The following is a 16,894-nucleotide window of genomic DNA, read 5'->3' as shown; positions in this document are numbered from 1 at the left end:
TCAGGAAAAATCGAGGGTGGAAAACTGATCTTCAGGCGACAGTTTTTCCCACTTGCGGCAATGTGTCCGTAATATTTTTGCAAATTTATTGACCAAGGGCATATTCTGCCCGGTGCGCACAGCAACAGCCAGCGTGGCGCGTGGGGCTGGATCACTGATGGTATGGAACGTCACACCACCAGCATGAATCTGGCACAAGGAACGCGGCACGACTGAAACCCCCAGCCCTGCGGCGACCAGAGGGACGGTGCCTGCAATCTGGGGAGCCTGCTGCCCAAGCTTGGGCGTGACGCCTGCGGCCTGATAGGCCGAGAGTATGGCATCATGAAAACCCGGCCCCAACTCACGCGGGAAAATAATCAGCGGTTCATCTGCCACCATATCCAGACTAATGACAGGCTTGTTGGTAAGGGGGTGACCACGCGGGAGCGCTATCACTGTCGGTTCATCCAAAAGGTGCGAGACCGAGAGGCGGGTCGGGTCCGTAACCGGTGGGCGGATAATGGCAATATCCGTGCTGGATTCATGCAGGGCCGCGCACAAGGCAGGCGTGTTGCTTTCCTCCATGGACAGCGTGACATCCGGTGCCACATCCCGGAATGCCCGGATGGCCAGCGGAATAACCGGTAGGAGTGGTACAGCTCCTGCCAAGCCCAGACGGATATGCCCAACCTCCCCGCGTGCCATCCCCTCCGCCGTGACCAGAAACTGATGTTGCAGTTCCAGAATGGCACGGGCGCGGGGCAGAAGTGTTGCACCAATTTCTGTCAGGGCAACGCCCCGTGTCTGGCGTTCAAAAAGCTGGACGCCCAGATTGCGTTCCAGTTGTCGAATTTGCTGACTAAGGGGCGGCTGCTCTATGCCCAGTTCTTCTGCCGCACGGGTAATGCTCCCATGGTCGGCTACGGTCACAAAGTAGCGTAAATGCCTGATATCCATAAATCCATACATAAAGAATATGGATACGCTATTCAATATATAGTGGAGGACTGAGCGTGGCTGTAATACCGTTTACACTTCACGGCTTCTTCATGAAAGTTCCTATGGTGCGCAGCGGTCAGACAGGTTTGAGACAGGACACACAGGGTGCCCCGGAACACGGGGAAAGCAAAAGCAAGCAGAAGCCTGTTGCCAACCGGCTGTATCAAACCTCAACCATGGCTGCACTGCTGGACGCCGTGTATGATGGAGAGACCACGCTGGATGAACTCCTCCAGCACGGAAATTTCGGCTTGGGCACCTTTAATGCCCTTGATGGCGAGATGATTGTGACTGATGGGGTAGCCCGCCAGTTCCGTGCGGAAGGTGTAGCGGCAGAGGTACCGGGAAGCCTGAAAACTCCGTTTGCCTGCGTGACGTATTTTGAGCCGGAACAAACGGTGTCTATTGATGAACCGCTGGATAAGGCGGAGTTTGAAGCTTTGGTCGACCGGTTGGTGGGGAACCCGAACCTGTTTGCGGCCCTACGCTTTACAGGGTTGTGCGAGAAGGTGGATACGCGCACGGTATTCTGCCAATGCCATCCCTATCCGCCCATGCTGGAGGTTGTGAAAAAGCAACCCACCCTGACATTGAATGCCGTGCAAGGCACCATGATCGGTTTTAGGACACCGGCCTACATGCAGGGCATTAATGTGGCCGGGTACCATGTTCATTTTCTGACAGAAGATCAAAAACGCGGCGGCCACGTTACGGAGTATAAAGTGACCAGGGGCACGCTGGAAGTGGCGACCATTTCGGATGTTGATATCCGCCTGCCCAGAACGCAGCAGTTTGCCCAAGCCAATTTAAGCCCCGACCATCTGCATCAGGCCATTCAGGAAGCTGAAGGCGGTTAGCCACATGTTTCTGAGGCCTCATGGGCATAGCTTATAAAGGGCACACTGTAACCTGTCGGAGGTGTTACCGTGCCTGAGCGTGCAGCTATGCGCTTTTGATATTTCACTCTGCTGGTTTTTTGTTATAACAAAATCCGCAAAGTGAGAGCACGCTCTGTATGGGGTCACTGTATCTGCTTCTCACCGCACCGTTCACGGAGCATGAGAGATCTGAAACCAGATGCAGTTTTCCGATGACAGAGTGACACAGTTTTCATGACACATCTTGAGTCCCTGCTGTCCTGCGGTGCCTGCCGCGGGCCAATGCAGCATCAGGCTGCCTGTGCGGCATGATATGTCATGGGCTCAACTCAACCCCGGCCATGGGTGCCCAGACCGTTACAGGCGCTTTTATGCAGCCTGACATGGTGTGCGGCTATTGGCCAAAATGCCCCCGCCAGAGAGGCCTCAAAGCCTCCGGTGGTCCCCTCTCTTGTCAAAAACTTGATTGGTGCAGGTGAAAACCTGTGTCCTAGCCGGAGGTCTTTATGAAAATTGGTTTGTTCATACCGTGTTATATTGACGCATTTTACCCCAACACCGGCGTTGCCACGCTGGAGCTTCTTGAAAAGCTGGGGCAGGATGTTGAATACCCCTTGGGCCAGACCTGCTGTGGCCAGCCCATGGCAAACTCCGGCTGTAATTCCGATGCCGCTGCTGCTGAAGCCCTGTTTGTCAAAAATTTTGCCAAATATGATGCCATTGTCATGCCATCAGGCAGCTGTGCGCACCATGTGAAAGATAATTTTGACGCCATTCCCCAGACGGATGAGGTCAAGCATGTGCGTGAAAACACTTACGAGCTGGTTGAATTTCTGCATGATGTTCTGAAGGTTGAGGAGTTCCCGTGGGCGGAGTTTCCGCACAAGGTAGGTCTGCATAATAGCTGTGGCACTCTGCGCGCCCTGCGGACGGCAAGCATGTCCGAACTGGGCGAGCCGTTTTTCTCCAAACCCATGGATCTGCTGAACAAGGTGAAGGGTATTTCCTTTGCAACGCCGCGGCGGCCTGATGAGTGCTGTGGCTTTGGTGGCACCTTTTCTGTGACCGAAGAAGCCGTTTCTGCCCGCATGGGGCTGGATAAGGTGCGCGACCATCATGATGCCGGGGCTGAATATATTGTCTCGGCTGACACGTCTTGCATGATGCATCAGCAGGGCTGTGCTGAGCGCGGCGGCGTGCCGATCCGCTTTATTCATATTGCAGAAATTCTGAACGGAGCACGGGCATGAGCAAGGTCAAACCCGTTAATCATGCCAAGGCAGCGGAAGCCTTTCTGGAAGATGCACCCCATCTGACATTCCATGATGAACGCCTGTGGGACATGCGCCAGAAGCGGGATCAGCAGATGCATCTGCTACCCGAATGGCAGGACCTCCGCACCCGTGCGTCTGAAATTAAAGAGCACACGCTGGCCAATCTGCCGGAATATCTGGAGCAGTTTGAAGCCAATGCCAAGAAAAATGGCATTCATGTGCATTGGGCAGCCGATGCGGCGGAACATAACCGTATTGTTGGCGAAATTCTGGAAAAGCATAACGCCAAGTCACTGATCAAAAGCAAGTCCATGGTCACGGAAGAATGTGACATGCGGGCTTATCTTGAGCCACGTGGCGTGACCGTGACCGAAACAGATCTGGGCGAGCGTATTCAGCAGCTTGATGACCAGATGCCCAGCCATATTGTGGTGCCTGCGGTTCATAAGCTTGTGCCCGATGTGGCCAAGATTTTTGCCAAAAACTACCACACAGACCCTGATGAGAAGAGCCCACAGGCTCTAGCAGAATCTCAGCGTATGGCCGCGCGCCCGGTTATTCTGTCAGCCGATGCCGGTATGACAGGCGGCAACTTTCTGGTGGCGGAAACCGGAACCTTCGTGGTGTGCACCAACGAAGGCAACGCAGACCTCAGCTCAACAGTGCCCAACCTGCATATTGCTACACTGGGTATCGAGCGTATTGTGCCGCGTATGGCAGACCTTGGCGTGTTTGTGCGCCTGCTCTCCCGCAGTGCCCTTGGCTCTCCCATCACGCAGTACACCACGCATTTCCGCGGCCCGCAAAAGGGTGGGGAGATGCATATTGTGCTGGTGGATAACGGTCGCTCCGCCCGTTTGGGTATGGAGGAATTCTGGACCTCGCTCAAATGCATTCGCTGTGGCGCCTGCATGAATACCTGCCCGGTATACCGTCGTTCAGGCGGGCTGTCTTACGGCGCTGTGTATTCCGGCCCGATCGGGGCGATTATCGACCCGACCTTTAATGAGCGGAAATACAGCACACTGCCGTTTGCCTCGACCATGAATGGCAGTTGCACCAATGTGTGCCCGGTTAAGATCAATATTCACGAGCAGCTATATAAGTGGCGTCGTGTGCTGGCTGAGCATCATGAACTTCCCTTTGTAAAGCGGGAGATCATGCACATGGCGGGCCGTCTTATGGGCCAGCCAACCTTGTACCGCACGGCTATTAATGGGACAGAGGTGGCTCTGAGCACATTGCCGCGCTTTGTTCTGTACAACTGGCTCAACCCGTGGGGTAAGCACCGTGAACTGCCGCACCCGGTCAAGCAGACCTTCCATAGCTGGTACAAGGAAAACCGCCTGAAAAAGGGGAAAGCCCAATGAGTTCTCGTGACAAAGTTCTGGCAACCCTGCGTGCCAACCGGCCAGACCCCGCGGCTCATCCTCTGCCTCCCGTTGCCGTGTTTGGCGATATGGATAAGGGCCGTGAGCGCTTTGAAAATGCGCTGCAACTGCTAGGAGGCCAGATCCTGCTACGGCAGGAAGGTGATACGCTGGCAACAGCTATTGCACGCCGTTTTCCGGACGCGCATGTCATTTGCTCTGCCGTGCCGGATTTTGAAGGCAGTATCCGCATTGAAGATGTGGAGTCCCCCCAACAGGCTGCGGCGACAGACGTGCTGGTGGTGCGTGCCCCGTTTGGTATTGCGGAAACCGGCTCGATCTTTCTCAGTGAAGCACAGTTGAACAGCCTGAATTCTGCGGCGCACCTGACGCAGCATATTGTTGTTATTCTGTCCGAACATAATGTGACGGCCAACATGCACACGGCCTATCTGGAACGGCCGGAATTTCATACCGCCAACTATGGCGTGCTGATGACCGGACCGTCCGCCACAGCCGATATTCAGGGTGTGCTCATTCGCGGGGCGCAGGGGGTCAGAAGCCTGTCTATCTGGTGGGAATAAATCGCTCCCCGGCTGGCTGATAACGCTAGTTGGGACAAGGTACAAAGCAAGAGGCGGGGGAGGGAAGCAGGTCTTCCTTTCCCCGTCTTGCGTTTGGGCCTGGAAAAATGAGACACCTCCTTATGCCAGACCTGAATAATCGTGCCGACCTTAAACTCTCACCCGATCACGCCTTAACGGACGAGCAACAACAGCTTGTTGACCGCATAGAAGCGTTTTGCCTGAAGAATGAGGGCGACAGGCCGGGTGCTGTTTTTGTGCTGCAAGGCGCAGCGGGAACCGGCAAAAGCATTGTCATGAACAGTGCGTTTGCACGCGTGAGGCAACGCGCTGCGGCAAAGGATGGAAATGCTCTGTCCGGGCAGAGTATGGTTTTTCTGGTCAATCATCCCGAGATGATCAAGCTGTACCGTCGCATTGCCGAGGGGGTGCCCTGTTTACGCAAGCGGGACTACGAGCGGCCTACAAGTTTCATCAATCAGGCCCGCAAGACCGGGCAAAAGACGGACATTGTTTTTATTGATGAGGCACATCTCCTCCTCAGCCGGAGGGATGCCTATAACCGCTTTTTGCAGGACAACCAGTTAGAGGAAATACTCCGCATCAGTCGGATTGTGGTCATGGTTTTTGACCCCTGTCAGGTTCTTAAATTCAAAAGTTTTTGGGACGAGGCTGCCTTGCGCCGGATCTTAGGGGGCAGGCACGTTGAAGTAGAGCATCTTACGCGCCAGTTCCGTATGCAGGCCCATGCAGATGTTATCGGCTGGATAGACGCATTCTGCCACCAAAGGCTGCTGCCGCTTCCGGCCCCGCAACCGTTTGATTTCCAGATATTTGAAGATGCACAGGCGTTGTATGACGCTATCCGTGCCCATGAAGCGGAGCTTGGCCTCTGCCGGATGGTCGCAACTTATGACTATCCGTATGTGCTGGACGGGCAGGACCATTTTATAACGGAAGGGCGCTTTCATTTACGGTGGGACCGATCACTGCCGCAGGAGCGCCTACCGTGGGCTGAGCGGCCCGACACGATTGATGAGGTTGGCTCCGTTTACACGGTGCAGGGGTTTGACCTGAATTATATAGGCCTCATTTTAGGCCCCAGCGTGGATTATGATCCGGAAATTGATAAAATTATTCTGCACACAGCCTGTTATCAGGATAGTGCGGCCTTTGCGGGCCAGTCAGCGGTGGAAAACCCAGCCGCCGCCAAGGAACAGATCATGCTGAATGCACTGAACGTGCTCATGACCCGCCCTGTACGGGGACTATATATTTATGCCAGTCGCCCAGCACTCCATCAGCGCCTTAAGGTGCTATGGCAGCAACGCAGTGCCCTTTAACCGCATAGACGAACGGAATTATGTGCGGGATGACCGAACCCGAACCTTGGCAGGCTTACGCAGGCATTTGTGGCGGTACAACTGCATAATGGACAGTAGCTGAAGCCCTACCAATACCCCGGCAACAAGCCCCTTGCTCCAGTCAGTAAGATCCAGAGAGCCAGAAAAGGGGAGGGCAACGGCTGGCGCAATGGAGAAAAACGTCAAGAGCCGTGTTGTTTTGTCTGGCATAGTACGTCGCCCTTTTTCTGTTTGCTATAGAAACGAGTCCGTATCCCTCACACTACATCACTCTCCGGCCGTGTTTGCAAATAGTATTCGCAGGCTCCCCTGCGCTATTTGCTGATGGGAATGGTGACAACAGCACCGGGGTTTTTGGTTGTTTTGGAGAGCTCAAGCAAAATTTGCAGCATGGTAAAGGCCAGTTTGCTGTCAAAGTCATCCTTTGCAATCCAGTAGTAACGCCGGTCGTACCGCACGGACACAAAAGGCGACTGCTTGGGCGCTTTATCATCCACATGCACGGTGACAATGGGTTTTGTCTCACGGCCTACCAGCATGACACGGGCCAGTGTGCGGCCGGAGATAATATCCTGTGGCGGCACTTCTATCTGGTAGGCAATCTGCCCCATAACCCCCAGCATGGTGCGGGTGAGAAGCCTGATCTGCCCGCGGGCGGGCTTGCCTGCGCCATAAACGACTTCTACCCGTTCATCATTTTGCGGCATGTTGAAGAAGCGGCGTGTTTCATAAACCACTTCGGCCAATAACGGGTCACTGGTGGAAGAGATGGACAGAAAAACACGGTCAAAGGATGGTGTTTTGCCGGGTACTTCCGGGCTGTGTTCAAGCTGTATGCCCAGAAGTCCGGCCACCTGTAGCAGGCGCAGGTCATGAATCAGCTCAAAAAACTCAGGAGAGCCACGGCCAACATTGCCGCCAATTGCTCCGGCATTGCTGATGAGATTAACGGATTGCACGGCAAGGCGGAACAGCACGTCAATAGGCAGGCCCCCCATAGCCAGCGGCAACAAACTGCCCGGCGGCAGGGGCCGCAGGAAGGTTTGCGCATAAGCATCCCCGGTAACAGGCTGGAAGGTAAAGGTTGGGCTTTCCTGTAACTGGGTGCCAATGCCACCATAGGGGCGCACAACGCCGGTATCTGTTCCCACCCCAACAGAAATATTATGTTGGAGCTGGTAGCCGGAAATAAGCTGCGTTGTGTCCAGAAAACCTGGGGTATCAGCATAACGCAGGCGCACCACATTCAGCAGGGTCTGGCGTTTACTGGAGTCCATCAGCGCATGGGAGTAGTCGTTCTGGTCTTGGTCCAGCCGGTAGGAGCCAACACTGTAACATCCGCTGACCAAAAGCAGCGCGCTACATAAAACGGTTCTCAGGAAGCCATGCATACTAGAGAATTCTCGGTCTTTCAGTGGCCAATATAATGAGGAGTAGAGGCACGGCAGACTACCGTATTTGTCGGCGGGCGTGTCGAGCTGTCATGCCCTTGCGGGGCAGCCAAGGGAAAACGTGGCAAACAGACGGATGTTGCAAAGGCTGAAAAGAAGCCTTGTGCCAGCCTGTAAGGCTACCTGCGGTTCTGTTAAGCGTAGGGCGGTGTTCTGACTGGTTCACCTGAAGGGGCCTGTGCCAGAAGACCGTTTAGGCAACGGCACTGTCCTGCATTTAAGGGCAGAACAGTGCCGGTTATGCGTCAGCCCTTTACGCGTTCAATCTGGGCACCGCAGGCAGCCAGTTTGCGCTCAACGGCTTCATACCCCCGGTCAAGGTGGTAAACGCGGCTCAGAATGGTCTCACCATGCGCAGCCAGCCCGGCCAGAATGAGCGAGAAGGAGGCCCGCAGGTCTGTCGCCATGACAGGAGCGCCAGACAGGCTGTGCACGCCCCGGATAATGGCGGAAGACCCATGTACGTTAATGCGTGCGCCCATCCGGTTGAGTTCTGGCACATGCATGAAACGGTTTTCAAAAATCGTTTCCGTAATCATGGAGGCTCCTTCCGCCACAGACAGCAGAGCCATGAACTGGGCCTGCATATCCGTGGGGAAGCCGGGGTAAGGCTCGGTCATAATGTCAATGCCACGCAACGCGCCCGTCCGGCGTACACGCATGGCATCGCCTTCCTGCGTTACTTCCACGCCAGCTTCTTCAAAAGCCCGTACAACAGCGCCCAGATGGTCAATCTGGCCACCAATCAGGCGCAGATCCCCGCCGGTTATGGCAGCAGCGCAGGCATAGGTGCCGCACTCAATGCGGTCAGACATGATGCGGTGTTGCGCCCCGTGTAGAGCCTCCACACCTTCAATCATGATATGGCCTGTGCCTGCACCCGTAATTTTGGCGCCCATGGCGTTCAGGCAGTTTGCCAGATCCACCATTTCAGGTTCCCGCGCGGCGTTGACAATTTCCGTACGCCCTTTGGCCAGGGTTGCGGCCATCATCAGGTTTTCCGTCGCGCCAACGGAGGCAAACGGCAGCATGATGCGGTCACCCACCAGTCCGTTAGGGGCGCGGGCGTTAATGTAGCCATTTTCCAGCGTAATAGTGGCACCCAGTGCCTCCAGCCCTTTCAGGTGAAGGTCAACCGGGCGCGTGCCAATGGCGCACCCACCGGGTAGGGACACGCGGGCTTCCCGGCACCGGGCCAGCAATGGGCCAAGCACCAGAATGGAGGCCCGCATTTTGGACACGATGTCGTACGGTGCTTCCGTGCTGGTAATTTCCCCGCCAACGGATAGGGTGGTGTTGTCGTTACCAACCGTTTCCACCGTCAGGCCGTGCTGGGTCAGCAGGGCGCGCATTGTTGCAATGTCAGCAATATGCGGCACGTTGGTCAGCACCAGCCGTTCGGATGTCAGTAATCCGGCAACAAGCAGCTTCAGCCCGGCATTCTTGGCACCGCCAATTGTAATCTCACCGTGTAGGGGTTTACCGCCCCGAATAATAAATCTGTCCATCAGTCTCGCTTACATGCGGGGGGTAGTAACGCCGTTCTGGCCCATATATTTGCCTGCGCGGTCTGCGTAGCTGGTCTCGCACGGGCTATCACCCTTGAAGAACAGGAACTGGCAAATGCCCTCATTGGCATAAATGCGTGCAGGCAGTGGCGTGGTGTTGCTGATTTCAATTGTAACCTGTCCCTCCCACTCTGGTTCCAGCGGGGTGACATTCACAATAATACCGCAGCGGGCGTAAGTGGATTTGCCAAGGCACACAACCAGCACATCCCGCGGGATGCGGAAATATTCAATGGTGTGGGCCAGCACAAAGCTGTTGGGCGGAATAATGCATTCATCTGCCTTGCGGGAGACAAATCCGTCAGGACTGAAGTTCTTGGGATCCACAATTGCGTTGTTGACGTCCGTAAAAATACGGAAATCATCTGCTACGCGTGCATCGTAACCATAGGAAGACAGGCCGTAGGAAATAACGCCTTCGCGCTTCTGGGTTTCGACAAATGGTTCGATCATGCCGTGATCTTTTGACATCTGACGTATCCATGTATCGGGCATCACGGGCATGTCGGGTTTTCTCCAGTCTCTGTGGTTGTGGCGGTAAGGGGTTCCTGCTCGTCTGCTTCCTGTTCCTGCCGGGTGCGGGCCTGCTGCTTGCGGCGGCGCAGGTTTGCGCGCAGGGCCGCAGCCTGACGGGCAGCCCGTTGGGCTTTTGCCTCGGCAGCTTTGGTGGACACGCGTGTGCCGGAGGAGGAGGGAGAAGGCGTATCAGTCATGCCAGCGCCTGATGAAGTGGAAAGTCGTCTCTGCTGACTAGCAGAGCAAACCAGCCATGCCTAGGGCTGCATGAGTGACCGTGCACGGTATTCTGCACGCCCCAGGCTCAGCCTCCGGCGTGCAGAAAGAAAGAGATTAGAGGTTGGCGATCAGCTTCAGGCCCACAATGGCCGCATTACGGATATGGTGGGTTTCACCGGGATGGATCATGTACTGAAAAGTCGGCTGGATCAGCAAACCGGGGAAGGCATCAATCGCGTAATAGGATTCAATGATGTGCGAATTATCCTGCACACCATGCAGCGTTGGCCCTAAGCTCAGCCCGGCATCCTGCGCAATAATCTGGCTGTCCCGCCTGCGGCGGCTGACATGGTACCAGGAATACAGCACACCAAAACGGTCAGTCAGGCGGCTTGGCAGTAGCCCGACGAAGGAAAAGCCGCCGTAAACCTGATCGGACAAGTTCACAACGCGGGGGGTGACATGCACATACCCTGCCATCAGATAGCCACCTGCCATCATGTTTCGGCCACCACGGCGATAGACCATCTGGTCCGCCTCCAGCCAGAACATGTCAGAAGGTGCGGAGCGTTTGTCAGGTATGGTCTGAGCTAGTTTGGCCGGTATGGCGGAGGTTATCTTGTCTGCATAGCGTGTCGTGTCATGCGCGTAGCCCAATACATAATGACCGGGCAGGCGGTTGCGGGTCAAAAACGGCTGCCATGTAAATTCTATGGGCAGGGACAGGCCTGTTGTGTTTTCAGCCCCCCATGACCAGCCGCTGGGGTTATCCGTCAGAGCACTGACGGAATAGGCACCTACCTGCAAAGCGGTGTCACGCGTAGGACGAATCCGGACCCGTGCGCCCCATGTTGCTTTTGGGTACACGCTAAAGCCGGGGTTCTGCTTCAGGGCGACTGGTGCGGAACAGGTTACCATAAAGGAGCACAGCAACGGAGAAGTCGCGAACACATGCGTGAGCGACATGCGGCCAAAAATAACGTCCATACGGTTATGGAGCATGCGTTTTTCCGCATACATATCCACCAGATGCGCCGCTACGTTACCGGAGAGGGAATATACCTCCTGCATGGCCACGTAATATTCACCCAGCCGGCCATTCTGGAGCGCCTTACCCGCGCGCTCCATAACCAGAGCGTGCACCGACCAGCCTTTCAGATGAGCCATACGCTCGAGGTCAAAAACTGTCTGGAGTGTGAGTTCATGCACGTAGCTCACACCCTTCTTGATTCCCCCGCTGGCAACACCCATGGCTTCACCCTTGTAGGTGAAGGAGAACGTAAAGCCCCGGTCGTGCAGCCATTTGCGGGGAGGGTCCAGTAACGGGACCAGATGCCCCGTTCCCGCCGTTGGCACGTAGTAGGGGTCGTTCATGTCAGAGCGGCGCAAAGCATCAAGGCGGGGAGGGAGTAAGCCGGAAGGTCCCTCCCAATTTGTCAGGGCGTCAAGTTCCAGTGTGTGGGCCGCGCCCTGTTCTTCCCCGGCGGGCGCGTAGGACTGAACGCTCATGGTTGCGTAGCCCGGTGACGGCAGAATCGGCACGCCACTGGGGGGAATGGGCGTGTTTGCCGGGCGTCTGATGGCTGAGGGATCAGGCTCGAAGCTGTCCACATCGGGGGTGCTGCTTGTGCTGAGTGGTTGCAACGTCACAATGGGGGCGGTGTGGGGCGTGGTGGTGGTGACGGGCGTATGCTGGCCGGAGGCTGCGGTGGCAGGCTTGCCCACGGTAGCAGGCGCGGCAAACGCTTTAGGCGTTGCCCCGGACCAAAGCGCTACCAGTGCAAGGGCTGCGTATCCCTTGTCTTTACCCACAGTGAAAAGGCACGACATTGCGCGCTGCTTTGTGCAGCGTTCTTGTGACAGTGGCATGACTGTACTCGTTTTTAAGAAAACTGTGTGGAGGTCCGGATTTAAAAAAATCAGACCAAGGCGCGGGTTCTGGCGATCAGGCTGTTAAAATGTGCCGAAGCACATAAACGGCGGGAACCACGCCATGCAGGGGCTGCCAGACAGCAGCAAAACCTGCTGCCTCAACGGCCAGATGGGCACAGGGTACAGTCTTGGAGCAAAGGAGAAGCTGTTTCATGAAGCTGAAGACCATTTCTTTTTTATTTTTGTGGTCAGGCGCAAATTTGAAACAGAAACCCCAACACCCGTCAACAGTGTGAGGGATGTTATAACAAAAATGGGTCAGTTTCTAAAATAGTGTTACTGGAAAACAAGTATTGAGAATTTGTTATAACAGAAAGACGTGCCGGGACTAAATATCTTGCCAGCCGCACAGTGTGGCGTTCGCGTGGTGCAAGCCTGCTTTAAAGCCGGCGGAGCAAAGGGCTTCAAACTCAGCCTCATGCTCATAGGTCGGCATCAGTTTTTGCAGGAGGTCATTTTTATGAGACGCCGGATGAAAATAAATTTCTGACACGCCGTCAGGCAGATGGGCGGCAAGTGCGGCTACCCGGTCCGGGGTCATGTGGCCGCTCCAAGCCAGCCCGAAGCACCAGTCATTTGTCACCATACCGGCAGAGCGGATCTGGTGGCGGAGCAAGCGCGTCCAATGTCGGAGGGCGGCGTCTCCCAATGTGTCCGTATAGGTGCCAGCGGCATAAAGCGGTGCGGTTGGCTCCAGAGGAGTGCGAACGGCCCGCAGGCCATACTTGCGGCCAACATCAATCATAAGCTGTCCCACCGTTGGGTGGAGATGCATGTGTTTGTGCGCGTTGGCATGGTCAAGCGTAAGCCCGGTGCGGCGGAAGGCTTCAAACTGGGCCGTTATCTCTGCTCTCAGTTCGCGCCGGCCTTCAGGGCGAAAGAAATACTCCACTCCCAATCCAAGCTGGGAGGAGGAAAACCAGCCATTCGGTTGTGTGATCACTGGCAATTGTAGGTGGGGAAGGGTGGAGGCACCCTCAATCACCACCAGATGCAGGCCAACGCGCAGGTTAGGCAGGCGCTTGGCCCGTTCTATGGCGTCCTCTACCGCTGGACCGGCCACCATGAGGCTGGCGGTTGAGAGCACACCATCACGGTGGGCAATCTCAATCGCTTCGTTGACTTCAACAGAAAGGCCGAAATCATCAGCCGAAATAATGGCACGTTTCATGGGAGAGGAACTTTAACGTTCCGCAGAGGGATATCCCCCCGCGGAACGCGTGTTTGGGGTCATCAGGCCGCTTTGTTGCGGTCACGCAGGAAGTGGAAGAATTCCACACCTTCGCGCAGGCGGCGTTTCATCATCTGTGGTGAGCGCACCATCTCGTTCACGATGGAAGCGATCTTGGGCGCACGGAAATAGAATTTACGGTAGAATTCTTCCACGCCGTTGAAAATCTCGGTGTGAGACAGATGCGGGTAGTGCAGCGGTGCCATCTGGACGCCGTTTTCGTCAATCAGCTCGGCATTGCTTTCGTCCAGCCAGCCGTTCTCGGTTGCCTGCTTGTGCAGGGCGGTGCCGGGGTACGGAGCAGCCAGAGAAACCTGCAAGGTATGCGGGTTGATTTCCTTGGCGAACTTGATGGTTTCCTGAATGGTTTCCTTCGTCTCGCCCGGCAGACCAAGAATGAAGGTGCCGTGAATCTTGATACCGAGTTCATGGCAGTTCTTGGTGAACTCACGCGCAACTTCTACGCGCATACCCTTCTTGATGTTGTGCAGAATCTGCTGGTTGCCGCTTTCGTATCCTACCAGCAGCAGGCGCAGGCCGTTGTCACGCAGCACTTTCAAGGTTTCACGTGGCACATTGGCTTTTGCATTGCAGGACCAGGTCACACCCAGCTTGCCCAGTTCACGCGCAATGGCTTCTGCGCGGGGCAGGTCATCGGTGAAGGTATCATCGTCAAAGAAGAATTCTTTAACCTGCGGGAAATACTGTTTGGCCAGACGGATTTCTGCCGCAACATGTTCCGGGCTGCGGGTACGGTAGCGGTGGCCACCAACAGTCTGCGGCCACAGGCAGAAGGTGCAGCGGGACTTACAGCCACGACCCGTATAGATGGAGATATACGGGTGCATCAGGTAACCGATGAAGTAATCTTCAATCTTCAGGTCACGTTTGTACACTTCCGTTACGAAGGGCAGGCTGTCCATGTCTTCAATCATGGCGCGGTCGCGGTTGGTGATGATTTCACCATCCTTGTTGCGCCATGTAATGCCGTCCACATCCTTGAAATCGCGGCCTTCGGCAATTTCCTTGATGGTGTAGTCAAACTCATTGCGCGCCACGAAGTCGATTGGCGGGCCTTTCAGCAGGCTTTCATCAGGCTGCACGGCAACCTTGGCCCCAACCATGCCGATAATCAGCTTCGGGTTTGCGTCCTTGAGCATCTGGGCCACCTGCACGTCCTTGGTGAAGGACGGGGTGGAGGTGTGCAGAATAACCAGATCGCGGTTTTTCACGTCTTCCAGAATGGGTTCCATGCCCATACCGGTGGGCGGTGCATCAATCAGGCGGCTGCCTTCAACCATTGCGGCAGGCTGTGCCAACCATGTTGGGTACCAGAATGACTTGATTTCCCGCTTTGCCTGATAGCGGGAGCCGGCGCCACCATCAAAGCCATCAAAAGACGGAGGCTGAAGAAAAAGGGTTCTCATCATGGGAGTCTGATTCCTGACAAGGCTGGGAGGTATACTGAACAGTGCTCAGCTAAATTATTGGTAGGCATTACTCCCCAGCGCGGCCGGAGACAACCCGTATCACCCTTCAGGGGATAAATGGCTGGTAGTCGGTGGTGGCACTGTATGGGGGGCAACATGCATGGTCTGGCCCCGCCAGTCCACGCGGGTGCCGCTGGCGCTGCCCACCATAATGGCGGCAGACAGCCAGTCCCGCAGGGGGAGCAGCAGCAGGGGCCATAGCTGATGGGTACCCACGGCACGGTCTATGGCAAAGGACGTTGCTGCCCGAATAGTCCACACCGCAAAAAACAGCACGCAGGCCCAAAGGGCATGGGGCTGAAACAGCCACGCCAGAGACGCCCAGAACAATGGAAGCTGAATGGAGGAGGCTGCGTAGCCAGCAGGAGCCAGCGTACAAACCGTGCGGCCCCACCGCAATTCATGGCTGAAAAGGTCATAGGCTGACTGTTCTGCAACGGTGGTCCAGGTCATGCAGTCAGCAATGGCAATGGTGTGCCCGGCCTGCCGGACCAGCCGACCCAGCACGGCATCATCCGCCACATGCGGGAGCAATGCTTCCAGCCCACCAACAGCTTCCAGCATGGGGCGCGTCAGCGCCATGGTTGCGCCAAGGCAGTCCTGCCGCCCCAGATAGCGAGACAGAATGACCCCAGGCAAAAAATTATGGTTTATCTGGCAGGCAGCCAACATCTGAACCAGCAGGGAGGACGCCGGCAGTCCAGCATAAAGCGTTGTGACCAGACCTGTGTTGGGCGTGTGGAGGGCTGTGACAATATGTTGCAGATAGTCCGGGCTGACATGAATGTCGGAGTCGGAAATAACCAGAACATCATGCTTTGCAAAAGGCAGCATATTGATCAGGTTACTGATTTTACGATTCAGCCCATGTACGGCTGGATTGACGACAATCTGCATATCCAGGTGGGGGTGACGTTCCCGCAGGCGTTCAACACTGGCTATGGCGGGGTCATCATGATCACGAACCCCAAAAAGCAGCTGGATAGCGGGGTAATCCTGCGTACAGAAGCTTTCCAGCGCCTCTTCAAGAAGCGGCTCTGACCCATAAAGGGGTTTGAGCACCGTAACGGGGGGCAGGGGCTTGAAGGTAACAGGCCGCCGTTCCTGCCTCCGGAAACGGTTGAGAAGTGCCGCACCGGCCAGAGACTGAAAACACCCTGCCAGAGCCAGTGCAGCACTTGAGTAAGCCAGAAAGGAAAAAGCAGACATTAAAAATCGACCGTTCCAAGGCCCTTGGCCGGGCCGATATCTCGTCTGCTTTTCGTCACAACCAGCTTATCCCGCGTTACTCGTTTGAAAACGTTTTGGTTTTGCGTTCCAGAACAGTGATCAGACCAGAAACGCCGCTGGACGCCAAGGTGGAGCGGAAGTCTGAACGCTGGGCAGCAGCCTGACTGATGCGGGCTTCAGCCAGCAGAACATCGGTAATGCGCCAGCCGGCTGCTTCCTGATGCATGATGTAGCTGACCGGGGTTCCCGGCATGCTGTCAGTGGAGCCAATAAACGTATTGACGATTTTGTTGCCACCAACCGGTGAGTTTTCAACGGAAGGTTTCACTGTAAAGCGGGCACCTGCACCGGGTTTGAAGCTGGAGACGTAGCGGGCAATCGTGAAGTCACGGAACGCAGCCAGCAGCTTCTGTTTGTCGTCAGCGCCAAGGGACTGGTAACGCACACCCACGGATGCGCCCAGCACGGTGTCCAGATCAAAAGACTGGTCAACCGCTGCGCCAACAATCTTGGCCCGTTCGTCAAAGCTGCCATGCATGGTCTGGATCTTATCCAGCGCAGCATACAGGCTGTTGACAGGGGCGCTGACTGCGCTGTCCGACGCGGTTTGAGCCATTGCCACCGGAGCGAGCATGCTCAGCCCTGCGGTGGGAAGAAGAGCCATGCCCAGACCGAGCATAAGCCCCGTACGAAGAGAAATACGTTTCATGCTCATGATTTTGTTCCCGTTGAGCTATTTGGCAAGTTCACTGAGAGCATGTCTCCGATGCCCAGTGCGCTGAGAGCGGTTTGTACGATGTGTGGGG

Annotated in this window: 17 protein-coding genes; 5 read left to right on the top strand and 12 right to left on the bottom strand. The window is 55.8% G+C overall.

Annotation, left to right across the window (positions count from 1 at the left end; translation table 11 throughout):
- Positions 1 to 939, bottom strand: a complete 939-nt coding sequence (locus tag Abci_RS00765; protein WP_048837250.1) for a LysR family transcriptional regulator — start codon at positions 937 to 939, stop codon at positions 1 to 3.
- A gap of 56 nt (positions 940 to 995) precedes the next feature.
- On the opposite strand from Abci_RS00765, the gene budA reads away from it, so the two are divergent.
- The 5 genes from budA to Abci_RS00740 all read left to right on the top strand — a co-directional run bounded on the left by budA (position 996) and on the right by Abci_RS00740 (position 6,430).
- Positions 996 to 1,838 carry an acetolactate decarboxylase gene (budA, locus tag Abci_RS00760; protein ID WP_244877540.1) on the top strand — a complete coding sequence of 281 codons (843 nt, stop codon included), beginning with the start codon at positions 996 to 998 and terminating at the stop codon, positions 1,836 to 1,838.
- Positions 1,839 to 2,365: 527 nt separating this feature from the next.
- On the top strand, positions 2,366 to 3,109 hold the full coding sequence (locus Abci_RS00755) for a (Fe-S)-binding protein (RefSeq protein WP_048837249.1): 744 nt from the start codon (positions 2,366 to 2,368) through the stop codon (positions 3,107 to 3,109).
- Positions 3,106 to 4,503 carry a lactate utilization protein B gene (locus Abci_RS00750; protein ID WP_048837248.1) on the top strand — a complete coding sequence of 466 codons (1,398 nt, stop codon included), beginning with the start codon at positions 3,106 to 3,108 and terminating at the stop codon, positions 4,501 to 4,503. The genes Abci_RS00755 and Abci_RS00750 overlap by 4 nt, the downstream gene beginning before the upstream one ends.
- Positions 4,500 to 5,087 (top strand): LutC/YkgG family protein, encoded by a 588-nt coding sequence (locus Abci_RS00745; protein WP_048837247.1) that lies wholly within the window; start codon positions 4,500 to 4,502, stop codon positions 5,085 to 5,087. The genes Abci_RS00750 and Abci_RS00745 overlap by 4 nt, the downstream gene beginning before the upstream one ends.
- Positions 5,088 to 5,194: 107 nt before the next feature.
- Positions 5,195 to 6,430, top strand: a complete 1,236-nt coding sequence (locus tag Abci_RS00740; RefSeq protein ID WP_244877539.1) for a DUF2075 domain-containing protein — start codon at positions 5,195 to 5,197, stop codon at positions 6,428 to 6,430.
- Between the two features lie 18 nt (positions 6,431 to 6,448).
- Here the strand turns inward: Abci_RS00740 and Abci_RS00735 are convergent, their stop codons facing one another.
- From Abci_RS00735 to Abci_RS00685, 11 genes are all read right to left on the bottom strand, one after another.
- Positions 6,449 to 6,661 (bottom strand): hypothetical protein, encoded by a 213-nt coding sequence (locus Abci_RS00735; RefSeq protein ID WP_048837245.1) that lies wholly within the window; start codon positions 6,659 to 6,661, stop codon positions 6,449 to 6,451.
- Positions 6,662 to 6,765: 104 nt separating this feature from the next.
- A complete protein-coding gene (locus Abci_RS00730) occupies positions 6,766 to 7,842 on the bottom strand; it encodes a hypothetical protein (protein WP_048837244.1) in 1,077 nt (358 codons plus the stop codon).
- 305 nt (positions 7,843 to 8,147) lie between these two features.
- Positions 8,148 to 9,410: a UDP-N-acetylglucosamine 1-carboxyvinyltransferase gene (gene murA, locus Abci_RS00725; protein WP_048837243.1), complete on the bottom strand. Its 1,263-nt coding sequence runs from the start codon at positions 9,408 to 9,410 to the stop codon at positions 8,148 to 8,150.
- A 9-nt stretch (positions 9,411 to 9,419) separates the two neighbouring features.
- On the bottom strand, positions 9,420 to 9,974 hold the full coding sequence (dcd, locus tag Abci_RS00720) for a dCTP deaminase (RefSeq protein WP_048837242.1): 555 nt from the start codon (positions 9,972 to 9,974) through the stop codon (positions 9,420 to 9,422).
- Positions 9,965 to 10,183, bottom strand: coding sequence for a hypothetical protein (locus tag Abci_RS00715; RefSeq protein WP_048837241.1), 219 nt, complete (start codon positions 10,181 to 10,183; stop codon positions 9,965 to 9,967). Before Abci_RS00715 ends, dcd begins: the two co-directional genes overlap by 10 nt.
- A gap of 136 nt (positions 10,184 to 10,319) precedes the next feature.
- Positions 10,320 to 12,035: a carbohydrate porin gene (locus tag Abci_RS00710; RefSeq protein ID WP_048837328.1), complete on the bottom strand. Its 1,716-nt coding sequence runs from the start codon at positions 12,033 to 12,035 to the stop codon at positions 10,320 to 10,322.
- Positions 12,036 to 12,150: 115 nt separating this feature from the next.
- On the bottom strand, positions 12,151 to 12,291 hold the full coding sequence (locus Abci_RS00705) for a hypothetical protein (protein WP_158319759.1): 141 nt from the start codon (positions 12,289 to 12,291) through the stop codon (positions 12,151 to 12,153).
- A gap of 174 nt (positions 12,292 to 12,465) precedes the next feature.
- Positions 12,466 to 13,308 carry a hopanoid biosynthesis-associated protein HpnK gene (gene hpnK, locus Abci_RS00700; RefSeq protein ID WP_048837239.1) on the bottom strand — a complete coding sequence of 281 codons (843 nt, stop codon included), beginning with the start codon at positions 13,306 to 13,308 and terminating at the stop codon, positions 12,466 to 12,468.
- 62 nt (positions 13,309 to 13,370) lie between these two features.
- A complete protein-coding gene (gene hpnJ, locus Abci_RS00695; RefSeq protein ID WP_048837238.1) occupies positions 13,371 to 14,798 on the bottom strand; it encodes a hopanoid biosynthesis associated radical SAM protein HpnJ in 1,428 nt (475 codons plus the stop codon).
- Between the two features lie 99 nt (positions 14,799 to 14,897).
- The gene (hpnI, locus tag Abci_RS00690) at positions 14,898 to 16,067 is read right to left on the bottom strand and encodes a bacteriohopanetetrol glucosamine biosynthesis glycosyltransferase HpnI (protein WP_048837237.1); all 1,170 of its coding nucleotides are present in this window, start codon (positions 16,065 to 16,067) and stop codon (positions 14,898 to 14,900) included.
- A gap of 76 nt (positions 16,068 to 16,143) precedes the next feature.
- A complete protein-coding gene (locus Abci_RS00685; protein ID WP_052944742.1) occupies positions 16,144 to 16,797 on the bottom strand; it encodes an ABC transporter substrate-binding protein in 654 nt (217 codons plus the stop codon).
- Between the last annotated feature and the right edge of the window lie 97 nt (positions 16,798 to 16,894).

The sequence above is a fragment of the Acetobacter cibinongensis genome (assembly GCF_000963925.1).
GTDB classification, from domain to species: Bacteria; Pseudomonadota; Alphaproteobacteria; order Acetobacterales; family Acetobacteraceae; genus Acetobacter; species Acetobacter cibinongensis.
The sequence above is the reverse complement of the archived record's forward strand: the minus strand, read 5'-3'. Positions and strand labels throughout refer to the sequence as shown.

Excerpts from the sequence above, each read along its gene's own strand:
- Abci_RS00765 (WP_048837250.1), bottom strand. The coding sequence starts at position 939 with ATGGATATCAGGCATTTACGCTACTTTGTGACCGTAGCCGACCATGGG.
- Abci_RS00755 (WP_048837249.1), top strand. The coding sequence starts at position 2,366 with ATGAAAATTGGTTTGTTCATACCGTGTTATATTGACGCATTTTACCCC.
- Abci_RS00750 (WP_048837248.1), top strand. The coding sequence starts at position 3,106 with ATGAGCAAGGTCAAACCCGTTAATCATGCCAAGGCAGCGGAAGCCTTT.
- Abci_RS00745 (WP_048837247.1), top strand. The coding sequence starts at position 4,500 with ATGAGTTCTCGTGACAAAGTTCTGGCAACCCTGCGTGCCAACCGGCCA.
- Abci_RS00740 (WP_244877539.1), top strand. The coding sequence starts at position 5,195 with ATGAGACACCTCCTTATGCCAGACCTGAATAATCGTGCCGACCTTAAA.
- Abci_RS00735 (WP_048837245.1), bottom strand. The coding sequence starts at position 6,661 with ATGCCAGACAAAACAACACGGCTCTTGACGTTTTTCTCCATTGCGCCA.
- Abci_RS00730 (WP_048837244.1), bottom strand. The coding sequence starts at position 7,842 with ATGCATGGCTTCCTGAGAACCGTTTTATGTAGCGCGCTGCTTTTGGTC.
- murA (WP_048837243.1), bottom strand. The coding sequence starts at position 9,410 with ATGGACAGATTTATTATTCGGGGCGGTAAACCCCTACACGGTGAGATT.
- dcd (WP_048837242.1), bottom strand. The coding sequence starts at position 9,974 with ATGCCCGTGATGCCCGATACATGGATACGTCAGATGTCAAAAGATCAC.
- Abci_RS00715 (WP_048837241.1), bottom strand. The coding sequence starts at position 10,183 with ATGACTGATACGCCTTCTCCCTCCTCCTCCGGCACACGCGTGTCCACC.
- Abci_RS00710 (WP_048837328.1), bottom strand. The coding sequence starts at position 12,035 with ATGTCGTGCCTTTTCACTGTGGGTAAAGACAAGGGATACGCAGCCCTT.
- Abci_RS00705 (WP_158319759.1), bottom strand. The coding sequence starts at position 12,291 with ATGAAACAGCTTCTCCTTTGCTCCAAGACTGTACCCTGTGCCCATCTG.
- hpnK (WP_048837239.1), bottom strand. The coding sequence starts at position 13,308 with ATGAAACGTGCCATTATTTCGGCTGATGATTTCGGCCTTTCTGTTGAA.
- hpnJ (WP_048837238.1), bottom strand. The coding sequence starts at position 14,798 with ATGATGAGAACCCTTTTTCTTCAGCCTCCGTCTTTTGATGGCTTTGAT.
- hpnI (WP_048837237.1), bottom strand. The coding sequence starts at position 16,067 with ATGTCTGCTTTTTCCTTTCTGGCTTACTCAAGTGCTGCACTGGCTCTG.
- Abci_RS00685 (WP_052944742.1), bottom strand. The coding sequence starts at position 16,797 with ATGAAACGTATTTCTCTTCGTACGGGGCTTATGCTCGGTCTGGGCATG.